At 43.6% G+C, this 19081-nt stretch carries 19 protein-coding genes; 4 read left to right on the forward strand and 15 right to left on the reverse strand.

The window, feature by feature from the left end; all coding sequences use genetic code 11:
- Positions 1-20: 20 nt before the first annotated feature.
- From VQ00_RS07255 to VQ00_RS07270, 4 genes are all read right to left on the reverse strand, one after another.
- Positions 21-1172 carry an iron-containing alcohol dehydrogenase gene (locus VQ00_RS07255; RefSeq protein ID WP_046179495.1) on the reverse strand — a complete coding sequence of 384 codons (1152 nt, stop codon included), beginning with the start codon at positions 1170-1172 and terminating at the stop codon, positions 21-23.
- 20 nt (positions 1173-1192) lie between these two features.
- Positions 1193-2650, reverse strand: a complete 1458-nt coding sequence (locus VQ00_RS07260) for an aldehyde dehydrogenase family protein (RefSeq protein ID WP_156154008.1) — start codon at positions 2648-2650, stop codon at positions 1193-1195.
- Positions 2651-2665: 15 nt separating this feature from the next.
- On the reverse strand, positions 2666-4015 hold the full coding sequence (locus VQ00_RS07265) for an MFS transporter (protein ID WP_082091502.1): 1350 nt from the start codon (positions 4013-4015) through the stop codon (positions 2666-2668).
- 93 nt (positions 4016-4108) lie between these two features.
- On the reverse strand, positions 4109-4696 hold the full coding sequence (locus tag VQ00_RS07270) for a UbiX family flavin prenyltransferase (protein ID WP_046179496.1): 588 nt from the start codon (positions 4694-4696) through the stop codon (positions 4109-4111).
- 467 nt (positions 4697-5163) lie between these two features.
- Between VQ00_RS07270 and VQ00_RS07275 the strand changes: the two genes are divergently transcribed.
- The 3 genes from VQ00_RS07275 (at position 5164) to VQ00_RS07285 (ending at position 8535) form a co-directional block, all read left to right on the forward strand.
- Entirely contained in the window at positions 5164-6576 is a 1413-nt protein-coding gene (locus VQ00_RS07275) for a sigma 54-interacting transcriptional regulator (RefSeq protein ID WP_052728399.1), read from the forward strand.
- A 75-nt stretch (positions 6577-6651) separates the two neighbouring features.
- Positions 6652-8049 carry a sigma-54 interaction domain-containing protein gene (locus VQ00_RS07280; protein ID WP_052728400.1) on the forward strand — a complete coding sequence of 466 codons (1398 nt, stop codon included), beginning with the start codon at positions 6652-6654 and terminating at the stop codon, positions 8047-8049.
- 24 nt (positions 8050-8073) lie between these two features.
- On the forward strand, positions 8074-8535 hold the full coding sequence (locus tag VQ00_RS07285) for a hypothetical protein (RefSeq protein ID WP_046179497.1): 462 nt from the start codon (positions 8074-8076) through the stop codon (positions 8533-8535).
- A gap of 111 nt (positions 8536-8646) precedes the next feature.
- On the opposite strand, the gene VQ00_RS07290 is transcribed toward VQ00_RS07285, so the two are convergent.
- The 5 genes from VQ00_RS07290 to VQ00_RS07310 form a co-directional block, all read right to left on the reverse strand.
- A complete protein-coding gene (locus VQ00_RS07290; protein ID WP_046179498.1) occupies positions 8647-9474 on the reverse strand; it encodes an STAS domain-containing protein in 828 nt (275 codons plus the stop codon).
- A 119-nt stretch (positions 9475-9593) separates the two neighbouring features.
- Positions 9594-10220: an FMN-dependent NADH-azoreductase gene (locus tag VQ00_RS07295; RefSeq protein ID WP_046179499.1), complete on the reverse strand. Its 627-nt coding sequence runs from the start codon at positions 10218-10220 to the stop codon at positions 9594-9596.
- Positions 10221-10312: 92 nt separating this feature from the next.
- Positions 10313-10738, reverse strand: a complete 426-nt coding sequence (locus VQ00_RS07300; protein ID WP_046179500.1) for a MarR family winged helix-turn-helix transcriptional regulator — start codon at positions 10736-10738, stop codon at positions 10313-10315.
- Positions 10739-10766: 28 nt separating this feature from the next.
- A complete protein-coding gene (locus tag VQ00_RS07305; protein ID WP_046179501.1) occupies positions 10767-12605 on the reverse strand; it encodes an adenylate/guanylate cyclase domain-containing protein in 1839 nt (612 codons plus the stop codon).
- A 26-nt stretch (positions 12606-12631) separates the two neighbouring features.
- The gene (locus VQ00_RS07310) at positions 12632-13756 is read right to left on the reverse strand and encodes an HD-GYP domain-containing protein (RefSeq protein WP_046179502.1); all 1125 of its coding nucleotides are present in this window, start codon (positions 13754-13756) and stop codon (positions 12632-12634) included.
- A 116-nt stretch (positions 13757-13872) separates the two neighbouring features.
- Between VQ00_RS07310 and VQ00_RS07315 the strand changes: the two genes are divergently transcribed.
- On the forward strand, positions 13873-14217 hold the full coding sequence (locus VQ00_RS07315; protein WP_046179503.1) for a DUF3307 domain-containing protein: 345 nt from the start codon (positions 13873-13875) through the stop codon (positions 14215-14217).
- A gap of 31 nt (positions 14218-14248) precedes the next feature.
- Here VQ00_RS07315 and VQ00_RS07320 read toward each other — a convergent pair whose 3' ends face one another.
- From VQ00_RS07320 to VQ00_RS18060, 6 genes are all read right to left on the reverse strand, one after another.
- Positions 14249-14524 carry a hypothetical protein gene (locus VQ00_RS07320; RefSeq protein WP_046179504.1) on the reverse strand — a complete coding sequence of 92 codons (276 nt, stop codon included), beginning with the start codon at positions 14522-14524 and terminating at the stop codon, positions 14249-14251.
- 69 nt (positions 14525-14593) lie between these two features.
- Positions 14594-15136 carry an MFS transporter gene (locus tag VQ00_RS07325; protein ID WP_046179505.1) on the reverse strand — a complete coding sequence of 181 codons (543 nt, stop codon included), beginning with the start codon at positions 15134-15136 and terminating at the stop codon, positions 14594-14596.
- Positions 15133-16563, reverse strand: a complete 1431-nt coding sequence (locus tag VQ00_RS07330) for an FAD-binding oxidoreductase (RefSeq protein WP_046179506.1) — start codon at positions 16561-16563, stop codon at positions 15133-15135. The genes VQ00_RS07325 and VQ00_RS07330 overlap by 4 nt, the downstream gene beginning before the upstream one ends.
- Before the next feature lie 100 nt (positions 16564-16663).
- Entirely contained in the window at positions 16664-16987 is a 324-nt protein-coding gene (locus VQ00_RS07335) for an MGMT family protein (protein ID WP_046179507.1), read from the reverse strand.
- A complete protein-coding gene (gene ade / locus VQ00_RS07340) occupies positions 16984-18708 on the reverse strand; it encodes an adenine deaminase (protein ID WP_046179508.1) in 1725 nt (574 codons plus the stop codon). The genes VQ00_RS07335 and ade overlap by 4 nt, the downstream gene beginning before the upstream one ends.
- 191 nt (positions 18709-18899) lie before the next feature.
- On the reverse strand, positions 18900-19076 hold the full coding sequence (locus tag VQ00_RS18060; RefSeq protein ID WP_082091504.1) for an SDR family NAD(P)-dependent oxidoreductase: 177 nt from the start codon (positions 19074-19076) through the stop codon (positions 18900-18902).
- Between the last annotated feature and the right edge of the window lie 5 nt (positions 19077-19081).

Below are 19081 nucleotides of genomic sequence, written 5' to 3' on the forward strand. Positions count from 1 at the left end.
TCACACGACTTTTAATCTTATTAAAAAAGGTCCTGGAGCATATTTAAAATCTCCTCTTCTGATGCCTGCCTCGGATTAAATTTCCACATTCCGCTTTTAATAGAATCAGCTGCAATCGCCTTAAGCTGATCTTCTTCCACTCCTACTTGCTGCAATCTTTGCGGCAGACCCACATCGTTACGCAGTCGGGTTACATCTTCGATTAATTGGTCTATGCTTTTCCATTCTGGCATTGACAGGTCAACCTCACGAAAAACCCGGGCCATTTCCACGTGCTTATCCAGCTGTGAGATCGAATTGTAACGCATCACCGCCGGCAGCAGAAGACCAATTGCGACACCGTGACTAACATGGGCATGCCCACTTAACGCACTCCCAATCGCATGCGTTAAGCCAAGATAAGACTGATTAAATGCCATCCCCGCCAGTAAGCTGGCTTCCGCCATTTTAACCCGCGCCTCTACATCCCCCCCATTGTAAACGGCACGACGAAGGTATTTATGCACCGTACGCATAGCTGAAAGGGCAAGAGCATCACTGGCAGGCTGAGATGCACGTGAAACAAATGTCTCAGCAGCATGTGCGTAAGCATCAAAGCCGGATGCAGCTGTAATTCTCGGAGGTGCAGTCATCGTCATTTTCGGGTCAACGATACTTATATCCGGCGCAAGAGCCGGGCTTGTTACCGTCACCTTTCGATTTTCTTCCCAATCTGAAAAAACGGCAAAAATGGTTACTTCACTTCCGGTACCCGACGTGGTAGGTATTGCAATAAGCGGGATGCTGGATGATTGTTTGACGAGATTCACCCCTGCATAATCTCGTATACTCCCTCCATTGCTGGCGATAACACGAACACCTTTTGCCGTATCGATCGGACTCCCGCCGCCAATCGCAATTAAAGCGTCTCCTTCCTCCTGCTGAAACACCTCGGCCACTTTGTCAACCGTTTCAACACTCGGGTCTGGTTCCACTTCATCATAAATAACATAGGCTGTCGCATTCTTTTCCAATATCTTTGTCACTTGTTCAACCAGACCGGAATTCAACACTCCTTTATCGGTTACAATGAAGGCACGATTAACGTTTGAAAGCTGCTGGTCAAGCTGCTCAATTTTGTTTAAGCCAAAATGTATTTTTGTCGGAAGATGAAATTCAAATGAAGAATACATAATAACCGTCCTCCTCTCCTTTACTCCTCAATCTCGATGTTGATATGTTTTGTCTCGGTATATTCCAGTAATCCTTCGATGCCTCTTGTGCGCCCAATCCCGCTCTCTTTATAGCCTCCAAATTCAGTTTGCGGGTAATTTTTGTTGTACGTGTTGATCCAAACCGTTCCAGCTTGCACTCTTTTCGCTACACGCATCGCTCTGTTCACATCTTTTGTCCAGACTCCGGCAGCTAATCCAAAAATTGTCCCATTAGCAAGTTCGACTGCCTCTTCTTCATCCTTAAAAACTTGAACAACGAGGACAGGTCCAAAAATTTCTTCCTGTGCAATTTTTGATTCGATGGGAACCTGGTCAAAAATCGTCGGCTCAATAAAAAAGCCATTATCATACATTTCACCGGTCAGCCTATTTCCCCCGGTTACCAGCTTCGCATCCTGCCGGCCGATTTCACAATATTCTAAAATAGTATTAAGCTGGTCTTCTGAAATGACCGGCCCCATATCGGTCGATTCATCCATTCCATTGCCTACTTTCAATTTTTCAGCTTCTTTCCGCAGCTCTTCTACCACCTGTTCGTGTATGGATTCATGAATAAGTACTCTAGAACCCGCAAAACACATTTGCCCGGACGTAATAAAGGCTGACTTTGCTACTGCTGGAATCGCTTTCTCTAAATTCGCGTCAGGAAATAAAATGTTTGGAGATTTCCCACCGAGTTCCAATGCCAGCTTCTTCACCTTTTCTGCCGCTTTTTTCATTAAATTTTTCCCAGTACTTGTATCCCCAGTAAAACTGATTGCATGAACATCCGGGTTTGTGGTCATTTCATCCCCGATCAATCTGCCGGGACCTGTTACAATATTGACAATTCCAGGCGGAAAATACTCGTTATCTTCTATCAGCTTCACAATAGCGGTGCTTACGATCGGTGTACGGCTTGCCGGTTTTAGCACGACTGCATTTCCAGCAGCGAGTGCAGGGGCAGCTTCCCGAATCATCAGCATCGCCGGCCAGTTCCATGGCGAAATAATCCCTACAACGCCGATCGGCTCTTTATCAATAATTCCGTATGAAGTGGCCGATAAGTTTATCGATCTCCCAAATACACTGCGTGCCATTCCGCCGAAGTATTTAAGGGTATCTATACAAGCATTCAATTCGATTCGTGATTCTTTCAGCGGCTTTCCATTTTCGAGCGTAAGAATTTTGGCGATGTCTTCTTTGTTTTCTTCCAGCTTATAGGCCCATTGCATTAAAGCATCGGAACGCCGCGTTGAATTGGAACGCCAGTCGGATTTTTCAAAGGCTGTTTTAGCATTTTCAATAGCCAGTTTAATATCTTCCACACCTGATTTTTGCGATTCCCCTATTGTTTCAGAAGTAGCAGGATTGACGGATTCCATCGTATCCCCCGTTTTCGCTTCTTGCCATTCACCATTAATATAGTTTCCTGTAAGATTCATTTTTGTCACCATTATTTATCCTCCTGTTTATTTCAGATTTCCTTTTGTCTCAGGGACGATGAGTGCACCAATAAGATAAACTGCGAAAATGACAATTGAAAAATACATAAGCGTGTGAGGTATGTTTTCAATTGTGCCACTCGACAATGTGACGAACGTTGGCATCATGCCGCCAATGGCAAATCCTATATTCCACGACAGTCCGGTACCTGTAGACCGGATGGATGTTGGGAAACGCTCATTAAGAAAAATAAGAGCAGGTGCATATGCGGCATTGCCAAGAAAGACAAGGCCCATCGTGTTCAAATAGATAGAAAGGGTAGTAGCTGAATCTCCCAAAGCCAGATAAAAGTACGGAAGTCCAATAATGTTTAATACTCCAACGAGAATAAACGTTTTCTTTCTCCCGATTACTTCACTAAGATGGCCAAACAATAAAGCTGAAATGACTGTCACAATACTTGATGCAATCAATACACCCGACACAACTTCCGGAGCAGCTTCATTTACTACTTTTAGGAACGTAGGGATAAAACCAGATGTCAGGTAATAAGCTGAACCGCCTCCTGCAATGATCATGACATTTATCAACAATACACGCGGATAACTGGTGAAGAGCGTCTTGACAGGCGATTTCTGCACGACGATAGTCTTTTGGTCCGATTCTTTCTTTTCTTCACGCAATTGTGCCCATAGCGGGGACTCGCTAAGAGATCGAAAGACAAAAAGCCCTGCTACAGCGCCCAAAATCCCTGTAAAAAACATGACACGCCAGCCCCACTCGTTAAAGGACTCACCGGGAAACAAAGCTGAAACAACAGCAAAGGTGATCGAAGCGAACAAAGCCCCTAAGCCAGCTCCTCCACCGCCAATAAGGCCGGACATTAAACCGCGATATTTAGGCGGGGCTGATTCTGTTCCGATTGTGTGTGTAGATGCCACAACGCCGCCGACAAAAACACCCTGAACAAGTCGCAAAATAAGGAAAATGACTGCGGCCATAAACCCGATTTGCGGCACCGTCGGCAACAGACCAAAAGCGGCTGTACTCACCCCAACCCCTACGACAGAAACAATCATCGCTCTCTTTCTTCCGTTTTTATCTGCATAAGAGCCAAATATGGCAGATCCGAGCGGCCTCATCAGAAGTGTCACGGCAAACGACGCATATACCGCAGCGAGAGAAAGCGTCGGACTGCTTGTTGGAAAAAACAGCAAGCTAATGGTTGGCGCCACAAAAAGAAGAAGGAAAAGATCATAAAGATCAAACGACCACCCTAATAACGACGCAAGCATTGCAGATCGAAACTGCTTTTTTGTTACTCCCATAGTTCCTTGTTCAACAGGCTCTACATGAGTTATCGCATCATTTGACATTTGATTTCCCCCTATTATTTATTTTTTGTAGTGATCTGCTTCTAATGGTATAAAACAAAAAATAATTACTAGAAACATACTTACTGAATCATTTTATGAATGCTTTACCCCTTCATTTGCAGGAAGCCCTTCCCAGCGGTCAAAGAGCTGCGCATCAATTCCAAATTGATCAAGCGCCTTTCCAACACTTTGATTGACAATATCATCGATAGAAGCTGGTTTATGATAAAAGCTGGGCACCGGCGGCAGGATCACAGCGCCCATTTCAGCGGCAGACTGCATAAGCCGTAAATGCCCCAAATGAAAAGGGGTTTCACGAACCATTAATACCAACTTCCTTCTTTCCTTTAACGTGACATCAGCCGCTCTGCTGATTAAATTATCATTAAAGCTATTGGCAATGGACGACAGTGTTTTGATCGAACAAGGGGCTACGATCATTCCGTCTACTCGGAAGGACCCACTTGCAATGCTTGCCCCGATGTCTTTCAAGTCATATAGGTACGTACATAAAGATTTAACTTGTTCCATAGTGTAATCTGTTTCATATTCGATCGTTTTTTCCGCCGCAGTACTGATAGCTACGTGACTCTCAATTCCCAGCTTATTTAACGTTTCAAGACAACGGATTCCATAAATCGCTCCACTGGCACCTGATATACCGACCACAATTTTTTTCATTTCTGCCCTCCTATTGAAAGCGTTATCAATTGTAAGTAGTTTTGCAAAATTTTAAAGAAGCAGCCTTCTTCCTCTACGCTTAGAACAGCTGAACTTTGGCTGTTTTTACTCCTCCTCTCATGCCCGCAAACCTGAATGGCTGTCCTCGCATTAGTTATTGCAAAATTCATGCCAATTAAAAATTTCTTTTAAATTCAATCATTTCCGGTATATCATGTATTAAAATGGAACGACTGGCGTTACAGATGGAACGTACGCAGTTCCAAAAAAATTTTAAAAAACAAATAGATCAGCTTCTATATATATTAGAAAACCTATAAAGTTTTATTGGATAAATAATATTTTAAATATATACTTTTGCTTCGTATGGTATATTTCATTAATGATAGCGCTTACTTTTATGTCGCTTTGTTTTTATTTATTTCACTGATTTGGACATGAAAATTGATAAAGAAGGTGACGCGTTTATGAAATGGCTCGATCATGTAGAAAAAACAGTGCCTGTTATTCAGATAACCGAGCCTGTATGGAAAGCCGTTAACTGTATGAAGGCAGCAAGTTTGAATGAACTCCCTGTTTTGTCTGGACAGACATTTTCAGGCATTCTTCACGCAAAGGATTTACTGAATAGCGATCCGAATAATAGCATTAAAGAGTACATCGACAAAGATTGCTGTACGATCAATGGCCCAGAAGAACTTTACTTTCTGCCATTCTACAATCATCAGCTGCTTCCCGTTATAAATAACGGAATTTATCACGGCTGTATCAGTCGGAATACACTCCACAGGCTTTTTTATAACGAGTTAAGCCAGATGATACTTTCCGGCGGTTCCTCCCGAGACGGATTGACTGCCCCCCAAAAAACGAACAACACAAAAAGAAGCAGCAAAGTCATTGGTCACAGCCAGAAAATGAAGGAAATCTTTGACATTGTCCACTATGTGGCACCGTCAGACTCAACCGTGCTTTTATTAGGGGCATCCGGTGTTGGAAAAGAAGTCATTGCCAAAATGCTTCACGAAAACAGCTGCCGAAAAAAAGAATTGTTCATGAAAGTCAATTGTGGAGCAATTCCCCCTCACCTTTTGGAATCTGAATTATTCGGATATGAACAGGGCGCATTTACAGGTGCGAAAAGAGGCGGCAAACTGGGAATATTTGAAATGGCCAGCGGCGGCACCCTGTTCTTGGATGAGATTGGGGATTTGCCCTTGGATATGCAGGTAAAATTGCTGCGTGTCCTGCAAGAACAGGAAATCATGCGTGTAGGCGGGCTGCAAATTATTAATGTCAACGTACGTATTATCGCTGCCACCAACCGGAATTTAGAGAGAATGGTTGAAGAAGGAACATTCCGGACAGACCTTTATTATCGCTTAAATATAGTGCCTATTAAGATTCCTTTATTAAGAGAAAGAAAGGACGATATTATTCCGCTGCTGAACTACTTTTTAATGGAGTTCAACGCGAAGTATAACAGTACAAAGCGATTCTCAAAACAAGCGGTTCAACAACTGATGTCATATCCTTTCCCAGGAAATGTTCGGGAATTGTCAAACATCGTAGAGAGGCTTGTACTGACCTCACGAAGCGATGTAATCGAATCCTGCCAACTGCCCAAACAGGTACTTACTTGTTTAAAAACGGAAAGCGGACCGCCAGATCAGGAGAATAAATCAATGGATACGCTCGCCCTGCACTGGAACACGTTCGGGCAAGGAGACAACCTGTTTGACTATCTTGAAAAGGAAGCGCTGATTCGAACGCTGAAAAAGTACGGATCGGTTCGAAAAGCAGGAACAGCCATAGGTGTTCCTCATACGACCGTTTTTCAAAAAATGAAAAAGTACGGTGTTACCCTCAAAGCAATACGTTAGAATCGGCATATGTATCTAGTCTCCTGAAAATTTTTCAATGATCTTCAGACTATTCATTACAGGAGGAGCATACGGATGATCCCTGACTTAGAGTTATACCGAATGATTGTAGAAAATTTTCAAGACGGAATTTTAGTAATAGATAATAATGGCCGCATTATATTGGCCAATCAGGCCATGGTTAAATTAAGCAGCCTGCCTATAGAGGCTTATGCTGGGAAAACAATGCAGGATATCGTTGGAAGAGGACTATTCCAAAAACCCTCGGTTACGTTAAAAGCATTAAAGGAAAAGCGGACCATCACTGATTTTCAACAGTACGAAAACGGTGTGGATGTTCTCGTTACAGCCATCCCGATGTTTGATGAAAATAAACAATTAGTACGGATGCTGTCTATCACACACGATATATCTGAATTGATTACGATGAAAAAGAAAGTAGAAGAGATTGAAAAGCTTTCAGCCAAATATTACACAGAACTCCTCACACTCCGCCAGCATCATGCTAAGCGGGGCATTATCACAGCAAATCGGAAAATGAAGGAAATTATTGAGCTGATTCATCATATCGGACAAACGGACTCAATTGTCCTTTTGCTCGGTGAATCCGGTGTAGGAAAGGATGTACTTGCCAGAGAAATTCATGAAACGAGCAGGCGTAAAGATTCCGGCGCCTTTATTAAAGTGAACTGCGGTGCGATCCCGAAGGACCTTCTGGAATCCGAATTTTTCGGCTATGATACTGGTGCTTTTACCGGTGCGAAAAAAGAAGGAAAACCCGGTTTATTTGAATTGGCAGATCAAGGAACGCTATTTTTGGATGAAATCGGTGAACTCCCTCTTCACCTTCAAGCAAAACTATTAAGAGTGCTTCAAGACCAGCAGTTTACCCGGGTAGGCGGTACAAAGCTGATACAGGTAGATGCAAGAATTGTCACGGCGACTAATCGGGATTTAGAATCCATGGTGGTCCGAGGGGAGTTTCGTGAAGATCTTTATTATCGGTTGAATGTTATTCCGATTCATATCCCGCCATTGAGGAAGAGAAAAGATGATATTCCCTTATTAATAGGCCATTTCCTTCAACATTTTAATGAGGAATATACAAAAAACAAATCACTTTCCACAGCCGCTTCTGACATTCTTTATGACTATCACTGGCCGGGCAATATTAGAGAACTGTCTAATATTATTGAGCGGCTCGTTCTTACCATCAAAAACGATGTTATAGAACCTCAAGAACTCCCCGTTTCCAAGCAGCATTCGGATGTACGGTTGTCTGAATTATTAAAAAATAAGCATAATGGGATAAATTTATTCGATTCGGTGGAAAAGAATTTGATCAAGAGTATAATCGAGCGTGAAGGAACCATCCGGAAAGCTGCGAAGGTATTGGGTGTTTCACATACAACTTTAATCCGTAAAATGAAAAAGCACGATCTAAAAGTCAGTGAAATCTGTAAAAACAAATAAGGTATTGAAGGGAAGTGAAGCCAGATGATTCAGCCCGGCATGCCAGAAGATATAGTAAATCTGCTGAATGGGAAAGACTTAAAGACAAAGCAGAAAGAAGCAATGATGCTGCTTTCTGTAGGTGAAGACATGTGGCCCCATACTGCCATGATTAGTGTCGGTGAAATCATCTCGCTTAATCATACAGAAGTGAGGCTTGCGCTATGGCCCGGCACCGCCACAACATCTAATATTTTACGTACCGGCAAAGCAACACTCGTCGTTGTTTTAGCAGAACAAGTTCACTATTTACGTCTTTCACTTCAAAAATTGCCGTTAATTGATCACGCAAAACACGTACGGGAACGGTTTTCCGGAACCATTCTTTTTGTTAAAACAGATAAAGCCAAATATGCTGACATCACATCCGGCATCAAAATTCAATTAAAGGATTCACACCATGTGATACAGCGCTGGAATGAAGTTCTGGATGAATTAGTCAAGTAAGCTTATCGTATCGAAGAATGAAACAAACAAAAAAACACCCGTTTATAGTTAATATGATTCTTAACTAAGGTGATACGCGAGGTGTTTTTCTTTATTTTCTACCGGTTCTTTTTATTCTTTTAATGCCTGCGCAAGATTTCCGGTAATATCAAGCTTATTAAAGTCTAATCCAAGCTGAATCGATGTCACAGCCACCTCTGGGCGAATGCCGGACAGTGTTGTTTTTACACCAATCAGTTTTAGCGCGTCAATGAGACGAAAAATTTGCAAGGCGACCATTGTATCAACAATAATCAAACCTGAAAGATCAATAAACAAGTGGTTAATGCCTTTTTCTGCGCATTGCACAAGGGTTTTTTCAAGCAAATGCCGAGCACGAGCCGTGTCCACTGCACCGATAATAGGCAGGAGCCCTTTTTTATTCTGAAGAGTAATAACGGGTGCACTTAATTCGTAGATGACTTCCTGCTGGCTTTTTAACTTTAATTGTGCGAATTTATGATTTTCTTCCACAAATTTGCTCATTACTTGTCCAAATATTTTAATGAGCACCCGTTTCCAGCGGGTAATTTCCTCATATGTATATTTATCTTGGTGCTGATGTATAAATTGGTCAATATAATCGAGATACTGTTCCTGAACATTTAGAAATTCACCTAAGATAATATGAACTGGCGTATTTAAATGTTCAGTGTCAGTTGCCACCTCCATAATCCAATCGATAAAATCTTCAAAAAAGGCTGTTTCTTCTTTTATATACACTTCACATAAATGTTCATGAAAGGCAAAATTTTGCTGCTTTAACTTTCGAATCACATCTGGATCGGTTGATGCATACACGCCCTCTGCCTCTGATTTATCCAGCGCAGCATACCATTCTTCGGTTAAATTTCTGGCCTTACTTAATAGAAATTGATGCAATTCTGGATTTCTATGCACTTATCTACCGCCTCAGCTTTCAAATTGGTCTTATCTTTTTATTTTATCTGAGGGGTTATGTCCTGTCGATTTTTACGTATAAAAAAAGCTGCCCCAATATGTGGGACAGCTTTGAATAATTAAAATGTAAGAGCTGCTTCTTTCGCTGTATCAAGACCTGCTTGAACAATTTCAGCTGAACGGTCTGGGAATTGGTTGTGCCCTTCGATAACAATCGTTTGAACATCTTCAACGCCCCAGAATGCCATAACAGCTTTCACATAGTTCACTGCCATTTCCAAAGACTGCATCGGTCCTTCTGAATATACGCCGCCGCGTGCATTCAATAATGTCACTTTTTTGTTTTTCAACAAACCGACCGGACCCTCTGGCGTGTAACTGAATGTTTTGCCAGCTTGGTTTAAGTAGTCAAGGTACGTGTGAAGCGCTGCTGGAATCGTGAAGTTCCAAAGCGGGAAAGCAAAGACCACTTTGTCCGCTTCCAAAAATTGATTCAAGTATTTTGTTACAAGATCCGTCGCCGCTTTTTCCTCTGCTGTTAACTCCATGCCACGCGCCAGCTTAAACATGCCGTTAATTTTATCAGTATCATAATACGGAAGGTTTTCTGCAAAAAGATCCAGTTCGGTAATGTTGTCTGATGGATTTTCGGCACGATATGTTTCCAAGAATGCATTATATAATTGGACACTGACCGCCTGCTCGGCCGGACGTGAGTTTGCTTTTACAAATAAAACGTTTGTCATTTTTTGTTTCCTCCAGTTAGTTAGTTACTTTTTATCACTGATAGAATTGTATCATATACTTAGTTGCTACAGCAACTATTAAATAAATTTTTTTATTTTATATTTTCGCGCATTTTCGACAAAACTCTCCGCACAATCGCCAGCTCTTCTTCCGTCACCCCTGACGTAACAGTACGATGAAACTCATCTGTCAACGGAATAACATCGCATTCGAGTGCCTTTCCTTCCTCTGTTAAAAAAACACGGGTTGAACGGCGGTCGTAAGTTTCGATTACGCGTTTGACGAACCCCTTTTGCTCCAGACTTGAAAGCATGCGAGTAATATTTGTTTTGTCCTTTTCCAATTGTTCTGACAACTCTTGCTGGTTCCGTCCATCCCGTTCCCAGAGCAGCATCATAATTAAATTTTGCTCGGGTGCGAGGTTGAACGGGGCGAGCCGCTCCTTTACACAACCCGTTATTTTTAAATCTGTTTGGTGGATAAAGATGCTGATGTAGTCTTTTAATGCGATGTTCATTGCCAGTCTTCCCCTTTTCTTCAGAGTGTCAGACAGCGAGGCTGCCTGATACTGAAATGTGTGTTAACTGTACAAGATTGACTTCATTTTGAATGCCGGATAATTTTTTATACGAGCGGCTGACTTCAAATTCATATCCTTCCGCCGCATGTGCGAAAGACTCACGTTCCCACTCTTCGGCACTGATCATAATGTCACCGCCTTCACTTTGCTGCTGAACGCGGGCGGCCATGTTCACAGTATGTCCAAAATAATCAAGCAGTTCATTTGCATTAACTGCGATTGTTGGACCGGTAAATAAACCGATCTTAATGATAACTTCCATGCCTTGTGACTCGTTAAATACGGCGCTTTCCGACTGAATCGCCAGAGCCGCACGGAGCGCATCATCCGGTTTATAAAAAGCGGCCATGACCGAATCACCAATCGTTTTAACGATAGCGCCGTTGTGCGCCGCAATATAGCGGCGCAGAAAATCGAAATGACGGTGTACGTGCCGGTACGCTTTCGCATCCCCTACTCGCTCATACATAGCTGTCGAACCGCGCAAGTCGCTGAATAAAATCGTCAGCGATTCGACGCCAATTTGCTGATCCAGCGCAAGCACCTCTTTTGAAAAAAGGTCGCGGAACAACTGTGAAGTAGTCGCATCCGCCGCTGTTAATGCTTCCGCGTCCCATGCCGTCGTTTCAAAGACAACAACTCGTTCTTCATCATTATCATTATGCAGCCCAATTATTCCGCCATTTGGTGAAAGACCAGCCGATTGATTCGTCCACCCCTTTGATGAATACGTCAATGTCTGATTGACTCCAGACGTAATGTCCATCGCATGATTGGTTTTAAGCGTCCGAATGCGCGAGCCGGGAGGAAGAGGTGGATAATATACCTGCTGGGACATATAAGGCTTCAGGCGATATTGAGCAAAAATATGCGGTGATCTTAAAGGACCCGCCACACAATACGTCTGATCTGTTGCTTGACGTACAGAAGGGTGGACCGAAAAACGCATTTCCACATAGCGGTCGAAATTCATATCGTATCCGACTCCACACAGGTCACAATGTACCTGGCCTCCCACTTCCGACAGCGACGAAACCGTCTGTTTCGGTACACGGCAGTTTGGACACATTAAATTCCAGCTTTGCGTGAGAAGACCGATTTTTGTGGCATGCAAAAAAAGATCAAGCACTTCCTGGCGTGCATAGCCCCATTTGGCTGCTAAACGATACGGCTTCATATGAAGAACTTCGTCATCACCTGTCATCGTTAAATGATTTTCAAGACAGTCCGCAAGTCCTTCATGCGGATACACAGTACGTAATTGATCAAGTAATCGGCTGAAACGTTCGTGATATACAATATAGGATGTTTTTTCCTGCGGCAGTTCCTTCACAACACGATTCGTATTGTCTTTTATATAATGATCCAAATAATTCATGATGATTTTTTTCAGCGAAGGCAGAGCGATTAAAGAGATTGCCGCTTGTCCAAGAATATTTCGTTTCGTAAAATGGGCTGTTCCCGTTACCTCCGTTGCTGTCTGTCCATCCATCAAAACATCTTTGCACTCGATCGTCCAGAGCACCCGTTCAAGCGGGCCGCCTTCATAAACGCGCTCTACCGAATACCGTTCTTCCTTTATCCATTCAAATGGGTATTCACGCCATTTAAGCGGTATAAAGCCAAGCGCTCTCGCCTCCGCATATCGAAACATAGACTGATCCTTAAACTGCGCATCGGTAAACTGAACTGGGAAAAGACCTGTCACCCGGTTTAAGTGGTCCGTATCAGATAAAAGCTTCCATACTTCAGCCCGTGGAAGCGAATATACTTTTTGAAATCGATATGTTTTTTCTTTCGGCATCGCTATTCCGCCTTTTTTATAATGAATTAAAAAGAATCTTTGTACTGCTTCTGGATTGCAGTGAAAACATCCAGATTCTCCAAAAATAAATTGACAAGGTTCGGGTCAAAGTGACGTCCCCGTCCTTCATCAATGAACTGGATAATTTGATTAAGCGGCCATGCCTTTTTGTACACACGGTCACTTCCTAAAGCATCAAACACATCTGCTATCGCTGTAATCCGCGCATATAAGTGGATCTCTTCTCCTTTTAACCCGCGCGGATAGCCGGTGCCGTCCCATTTTTCATGGTGCTCATATGCAATGACAGCGGCTGCTTTAAAAATACGGCGGGTTGAGCTCTTGAAAATATTGTAGCCCTCTGTTGTATGTGTCTGCATGGCGGCATATTCCTCCGCCGTCAGCTTACCCGGCTTTTTTAAAATTCGATCCGGAATCGCCACTTTGCCGATGTCGTGCATAGGTGATGCAAGCTCGAGCATTTGCGCCTCCGGTTCCAGCAGCCCGGACAGCTTTGCCAGCGCGCGTGAATACTTTGCGACCCGCTTAACATGCTGGCCTGTTTCCCGTGAACGGCTCTCGCTCACTTCACCAATTTTAAAAATAATTTCCCGCTGCGTTTCCACAAGCTCCGAATGCAAGATAGCGGCTTGAATAGATTTCCCCGTGTAGGTGGAAGCCAATGACAATTTTTTTGCATCCTTTTCCGAAAACCAGTCGAGCCCTTTATGGATGGCCTGATAGACGCCGATTATTTCCTGATCAAAACTGCGAATTGGTATACAGAGCACCGATCGTGTCCGATAATTTGTTTTTTTGTCGATAGCCTGGTTGAAACGATCATCTTTATAAGCATCTTTTACAAGCACGGTTTCGCCTGTTTGAATAGAATGCCCCGCGAGGCCGCTGTCAGCCGGCATGTCAACACGATCAATCCCCTGTGCCACTTTTGTCCATAGGCGATTTTTTTCATGATCAACAAGCCAGAGGGTACACCGATCAGCCCTTACAAGCTCGCGGCCCATCTCAGCCATTAAAATGAGCAGAGTATCCAAATCATTTTCACCCGAAATTTTCGCGGCATAATTCAATATAATTTCAAGCATTTCTTCTGCCGAAAGCTCGCGCTGAACGGACCCGTTGTCCCCCATAGTATTCACCTCATTTATAAAAAAGTTCCTATGACCCAAAACGATAGTATGATATTTTTAATATATCATAATTTTACCAGCACATAGAGATCTATTTTAGAAGACGAGGTGAATCAATGGAGCCGTTTAGCTTTTTGCTTTTAGCGCATTTAATAGGTGATTATTTGTTTCAAACAAGCTGGATGGCGCAATATAAAGCGTCCAGGTGGGTACCGCTTTTCACTCACTGTTTCGTGTATACACTGATCGTTGCCTTTTTTGCCTGGCTGACTTTTGGCGGTCTTTCCCCTCTTGCGGTGGTCTTTGTTTTTATTACACACGTCATCATCGACCGTCGCACATTCGTTGCCTGGTGGGTGCGAACAATCATGACCGCACGCGGACCGGAAGCGCGCTGGCTCGGGATTGTCGCCGACCAAATTTTTCATTTACTCGTTCTTGCTGCAGCCTTATACATATAAAAAAGCTTCCTCTCAAAGAGAAAGCTTTTTCTTATTTCGTCATTTCAGACGGCTTAGATTCTTGATTGTATGCGTCGATGGCTGTAACGTAATATCGATGATTTTCTGCCTCCGGGTCGGTATAGCTTTTCCGTTCAAACTCTGCCGCACCTTCTTTGCCATACACGGCCGCAACCGCAGGTGTCATATCCACTCCATTCTGGTCAAGCGCTTTGTTAGCTGCTTCCGTATTGGCTGATGCTATACCGGGCACAAGCAGCGTTAACCCCATGATGGGAATGAGCATTTTTTTGAAGGTTTTCTTCACTGTCTTCATCTTCTTTTATTTAGTTGTTCGAATAGCTAACGGACCAAAAAAGCAGATGGATCAATTTTTTTATAAAATTGATTTTTTCTTTTGCCACATAATGAACCCGCTTACCGCATAAAGGAGAGATGCCACATAAAAAATTGTGGCAATCGTCAAGAAATCAACAAGATAACCAGTGACGATGATCGCTCCCGCTGCAGCAATCGACGTCCAAAAGTGGTAGCGGCCCATATCAGCGCCAGCTTGCTTTTTGTCAGTCCGCCGGGTCAAAGCCGCTTTTTCTGTGTTTTTTTGTACAGCCCCTAAGATCCCCATGACGATTTGCAGCACGTACACTTGCCATACACTCGTCACGAGCGGAAACAATAGAAGAATGACCGACATCGCCAGCGAATAAAAAAGAAGCAGCGCCCTGTCTCCGAACTGATCCGCCCATTTGCCAATAACCGGATATGCAAGAGCAGACGTTAATGCAAAAAGACCGTATGCCCAGCCGAACTGCGAGTAGCTGTCCCCAATATTCCGGAGCAACAGGACATAAAACGGGAAAATCATACTGCTTGCCATAAAGATGATGCTCTGAGATAAAACAAACTGACGATAATTCATTCGTTATACTCCTCGTAAAAATGGTTTGTAAACCGCAAATCAGGATCAAACTGCTGCTTTTTTCTAAAGAATTCATCGATACGCGGATACGCTGTTTCCAGCTGTTCTTTTGAAGGATAAGAGTAATATGGCAAATAATAGCTGCCTTGATGGTCCAGTGTGACATCAATCATCTTTCGTATAACTGCTTTCGATTTCTTTACTTCTTCCTCTGATCTGCCTTGATTAATTAAAAGAACAAGCGCAAACATGTCTTCCTTTGCATACGAAAGAACGGCCTGATCACTTTTTTCAACATAGCGGATTGTAATGTTTAATAAATTAAATTCATCTTCTTTTTCGAGCACACGCCGCAGGTCATCTATATAATCAGCGAATTCATTCACAGGCAAAAAATATTCCTGCAATACTTCTGTTTTCGTGCCGCTTTCATACGCCATAAAATCTGTTTCAGAGCGCATGACGTTGTTTCTTGATTCGTAAGAACCGTTGTCTTCAAGCATATACTGCTTTTGAATGTCCCAAAATGCATCCTTCCCCCAGCCACTGTAGCGGGACAAGCCAAGGAAAAACTTAGGCAATGCCACAATCCGCTCTTTTTTCAATGTTTCATAGTCTTTCAGCAGCTGCTGATCTTCAACTGTTACATAATCCGTTACATACATTTCGCGTAAAAAAGAAGATGGCGCAACTGAGAGGCGGGCAAGATGCATTTTAACGGCTGGATTTTCTTTTACTTCTTTTTGAAAATAATCGCTGTACTCACTGTAATCGAATTCCTTCGTGTTCTTTTGGTACAATTCATCGTCCGTTAAAGAAAGCGTCACATCTAAAATAATGCCGAATAAGCCGTAGCCACCGATCACATATGGAAAAAGGTCTGCGTTTTCTGTCCGGCTGACGCGAATGATTGTGCCGTCTGGTTTTAACAGCCGAAATGACTGCACCGTATCGATCAGCGATTCATGACGAATATCCCGGCCGTGTACATTTACACTTAACGAGCCGCCAATCGTAAAAATATTTTGCGACTGCATAACTTTCACGGCAAGGCCATACGGATTCACGTGCTTCTGAATATCATCCCAGGTCGCCCCGCTTTGAACGGTAATGACTTTTTTCTCCGGCTGGAAATCAATCACTTGATTAAATGGCTTCATATCAATCATGACCGCTCCCGGATAATACGTCTGCCCGCCTTGACTGTGCTGCATCCCGGCAATAGTAAGACGGCTCCCCGTACGATTTGCCTGTTTGACGATCTCTTTTAACGTTTCTTCACCATCCGCCTGTGCAATCTCTTTTACTTGAGCAGGCAAAAGGCGTCCAGCATCTTCCACTGTTGGATTTGAATAAAATTGATTGTATGTATAAAAGGAAGCCGCAAATAAAACGCCATATACACAAATAAACAGTCCTGCTTTCATATAATTATCCACCTTTATGAAAAAACCATCTTTTCATAATTTTTACATATAATATATCAACAATGTTTGAACCTGTCGAACATCGACAAAAAAGCGCGACTCAGCTTTCGTTCTGCTGAGTCGCGCTTTTTACTTCTTTATTAAAATTGACGCGTCCATCCTTTGTAAATGAAACACCCTCTTCTATTAAAAGACGGCGTTGCTCCGCTCTGGACGCTTCATCCGGCACATTGATTTCCCCTTTAGCGTTGACAACCCGGTGCCATGGCAGATTGTGTTTTTCACTCATCGAATGTAAAATGCGGACGACTTGGCGGGCGGCCCTCGGACTTCCTGCAAGCCGTGCCACCTGGCCGTATGTTACGACAACGCCCGACGGTATGTCTCTTAAGACCCGGATTACGTCTTCTGTAAAAGGTGTCACTCCGGAATCCCCACTTCAATATGGCGGAATGAATCAACGTCAAACAAGCCTTTATCCGTCAGCTTCAAGCTCGGAATAACCGGCAGGCACAGGAATGATAAAATCATAAAAATATTTTGTGATTCTTCCGCCACAAGAGCCAGCTGTTCATGCAAGTGATGCAGTTCCTGAATCACTTCTTCATAAGGCTTTTCCGACATAATGCCGCCAACACGGAGTGGAACTGATGCCAAAACGCGCCCGCCCTCCACAATCGCAAGCCCGCCATGCATGTCTTCCACCGCTTCAATCGCCGCTAAAATGTCTTCATCATTCGTTCCGGCGACCACTAAATTATGCGAGTCATGGGCGACCGTTGATGCGATGGCGCCCCGTTTTAAACCCAGCCCGTTGACTATACCGGCTCCGATACTGCCGCTCGCATGATGCCGCTCGCAAACAACGATTTTCAGCTGATCCCGCTCAACATCGGGCACAAAAAATCCACCCTTTGTTTTCACATCAGCCACAATTTTATTCGTAATAATCCGTCCCGGCACAACGCCGATCACCATAGCTTTTTGTCCATCTTCAAGCGGAATTTGGAGCGCTTCTTTCGTGACTTTCTTTATATTAATGGAGGATTTTACGGACTCCGGCACGAGCGCCCGCTCGCTTTTTACATTGTTTATATCCACGATCCGGCCGTTTTTAATAATCGTCTCGGGCTGCAGCGTTTCTATATTTTCCACGATTAACAAATCTGCTTGATAACCGGGGGCGACAGCTCCTTTATCTTGCAGACCATGGCAAGCCGCGTTATTGATCGTCGCCATTTGAATCGCGATAAGCGGATTAAGGCCGTGCTCCATCGCTAAACGCGCGGCGTAATTTACTGTGCCTTCTTCCGCCAATTCATCCAAATGCTTGTCATCGGTGCAAAACGAAAACCGGCTGCTGTTCCGCTCATGGATGGCTGGCAAAATCGCCAGCAAATCTTTAGCCGCTGAGCCTTCCCGTACTAAAACGTGAATGCCCCGCCGGACACGCGCTTTCGCTTCCTCCGCCGTCACCGCTTCATGATCATTGCGGATACCTGCCGTGCTGTATACATTCAGTGCTGTATCCGAAAGGCCCGCCGCATGACCGTCTACTGTTAATCCGGCATCTATTGTCATCTCAATTTTCGCCAGCATCCCGTCGTCCGCATTTAAAACCGATGGATAATCCATTACTTCCGCCAGTCCAATCACCTTTTCATGAGACAAATAAGGATGAAGGTCATCTGCAGTTAATGTCGCCCCGTTTTGTTCAAACGGCGTTGCCGGCACGCAGGAAGGCAGTTTCATTAAAATATCAATGCCTGTATGAGACGCGTCTTCAAGCATATAGTCAATACCTGTTGTACCCGCTACGTTAGCAATTTCATGCGGATCGGTGACAACGGTTGTGACTCCGTGCTTGATCAGCGCCCTTGAAAACTCGGATGGTGTGACCATTGTGGATTCAATATGGATATGGCCGTCAATAAAACCGGGCATCACATATTTCCCTGAAGCATCCAATACCTTTTTCCCTTGCGGATACGTGCCAATGCCGATAATGCAGCCATCCTTAATTGCGACATCGGCCAGAAACGTTTCGAGCGAAAAGACGTCGACAATCATGCCGTTTTGAATAATCAAATCCGCTTCTTCCGGGTGCTGCGCCGTATGAATCAACCTCTTTATCGCATCTGTCATGCCACTTCCCCCTTTATCTTTTTTGTAAGCCGTCGGTGTTTGTGAACTGTCTCACTAGTTTTTCATATTTTACTCGAAAAGGTTCGGGTTGCAAACTATTTTTGTTTAAAAACAAAAAGGCCTGTTCTCATCATCTTTGATGGAAAAGGCCTGTTCTTCCTTCTTCTATTGAATTTGTGACTGATTTTCTTTTAAGAGAAAATAATGCCTCCGTCAATCAAAACAGATTGTCCTGTCATAGTTTCCTGCACAGCTTCTTCGTTTATGTCATTAATAACAGCATTAATCCCATCCTGGGCTAATCGAAGCGCAATGGCTTTCCCAATTCCTCTACCTGATCCGGTAACAATCGCTATTTTTTCTTTCATGACGT

This window comes from Domibacillus tundrae, assembly GCF_000970675.1.
GTDB lineage: Bacteria > Bacillota > Bacilli > Bacillales > Domibacillaceae > Domibacillus > Domibacillus tundrae.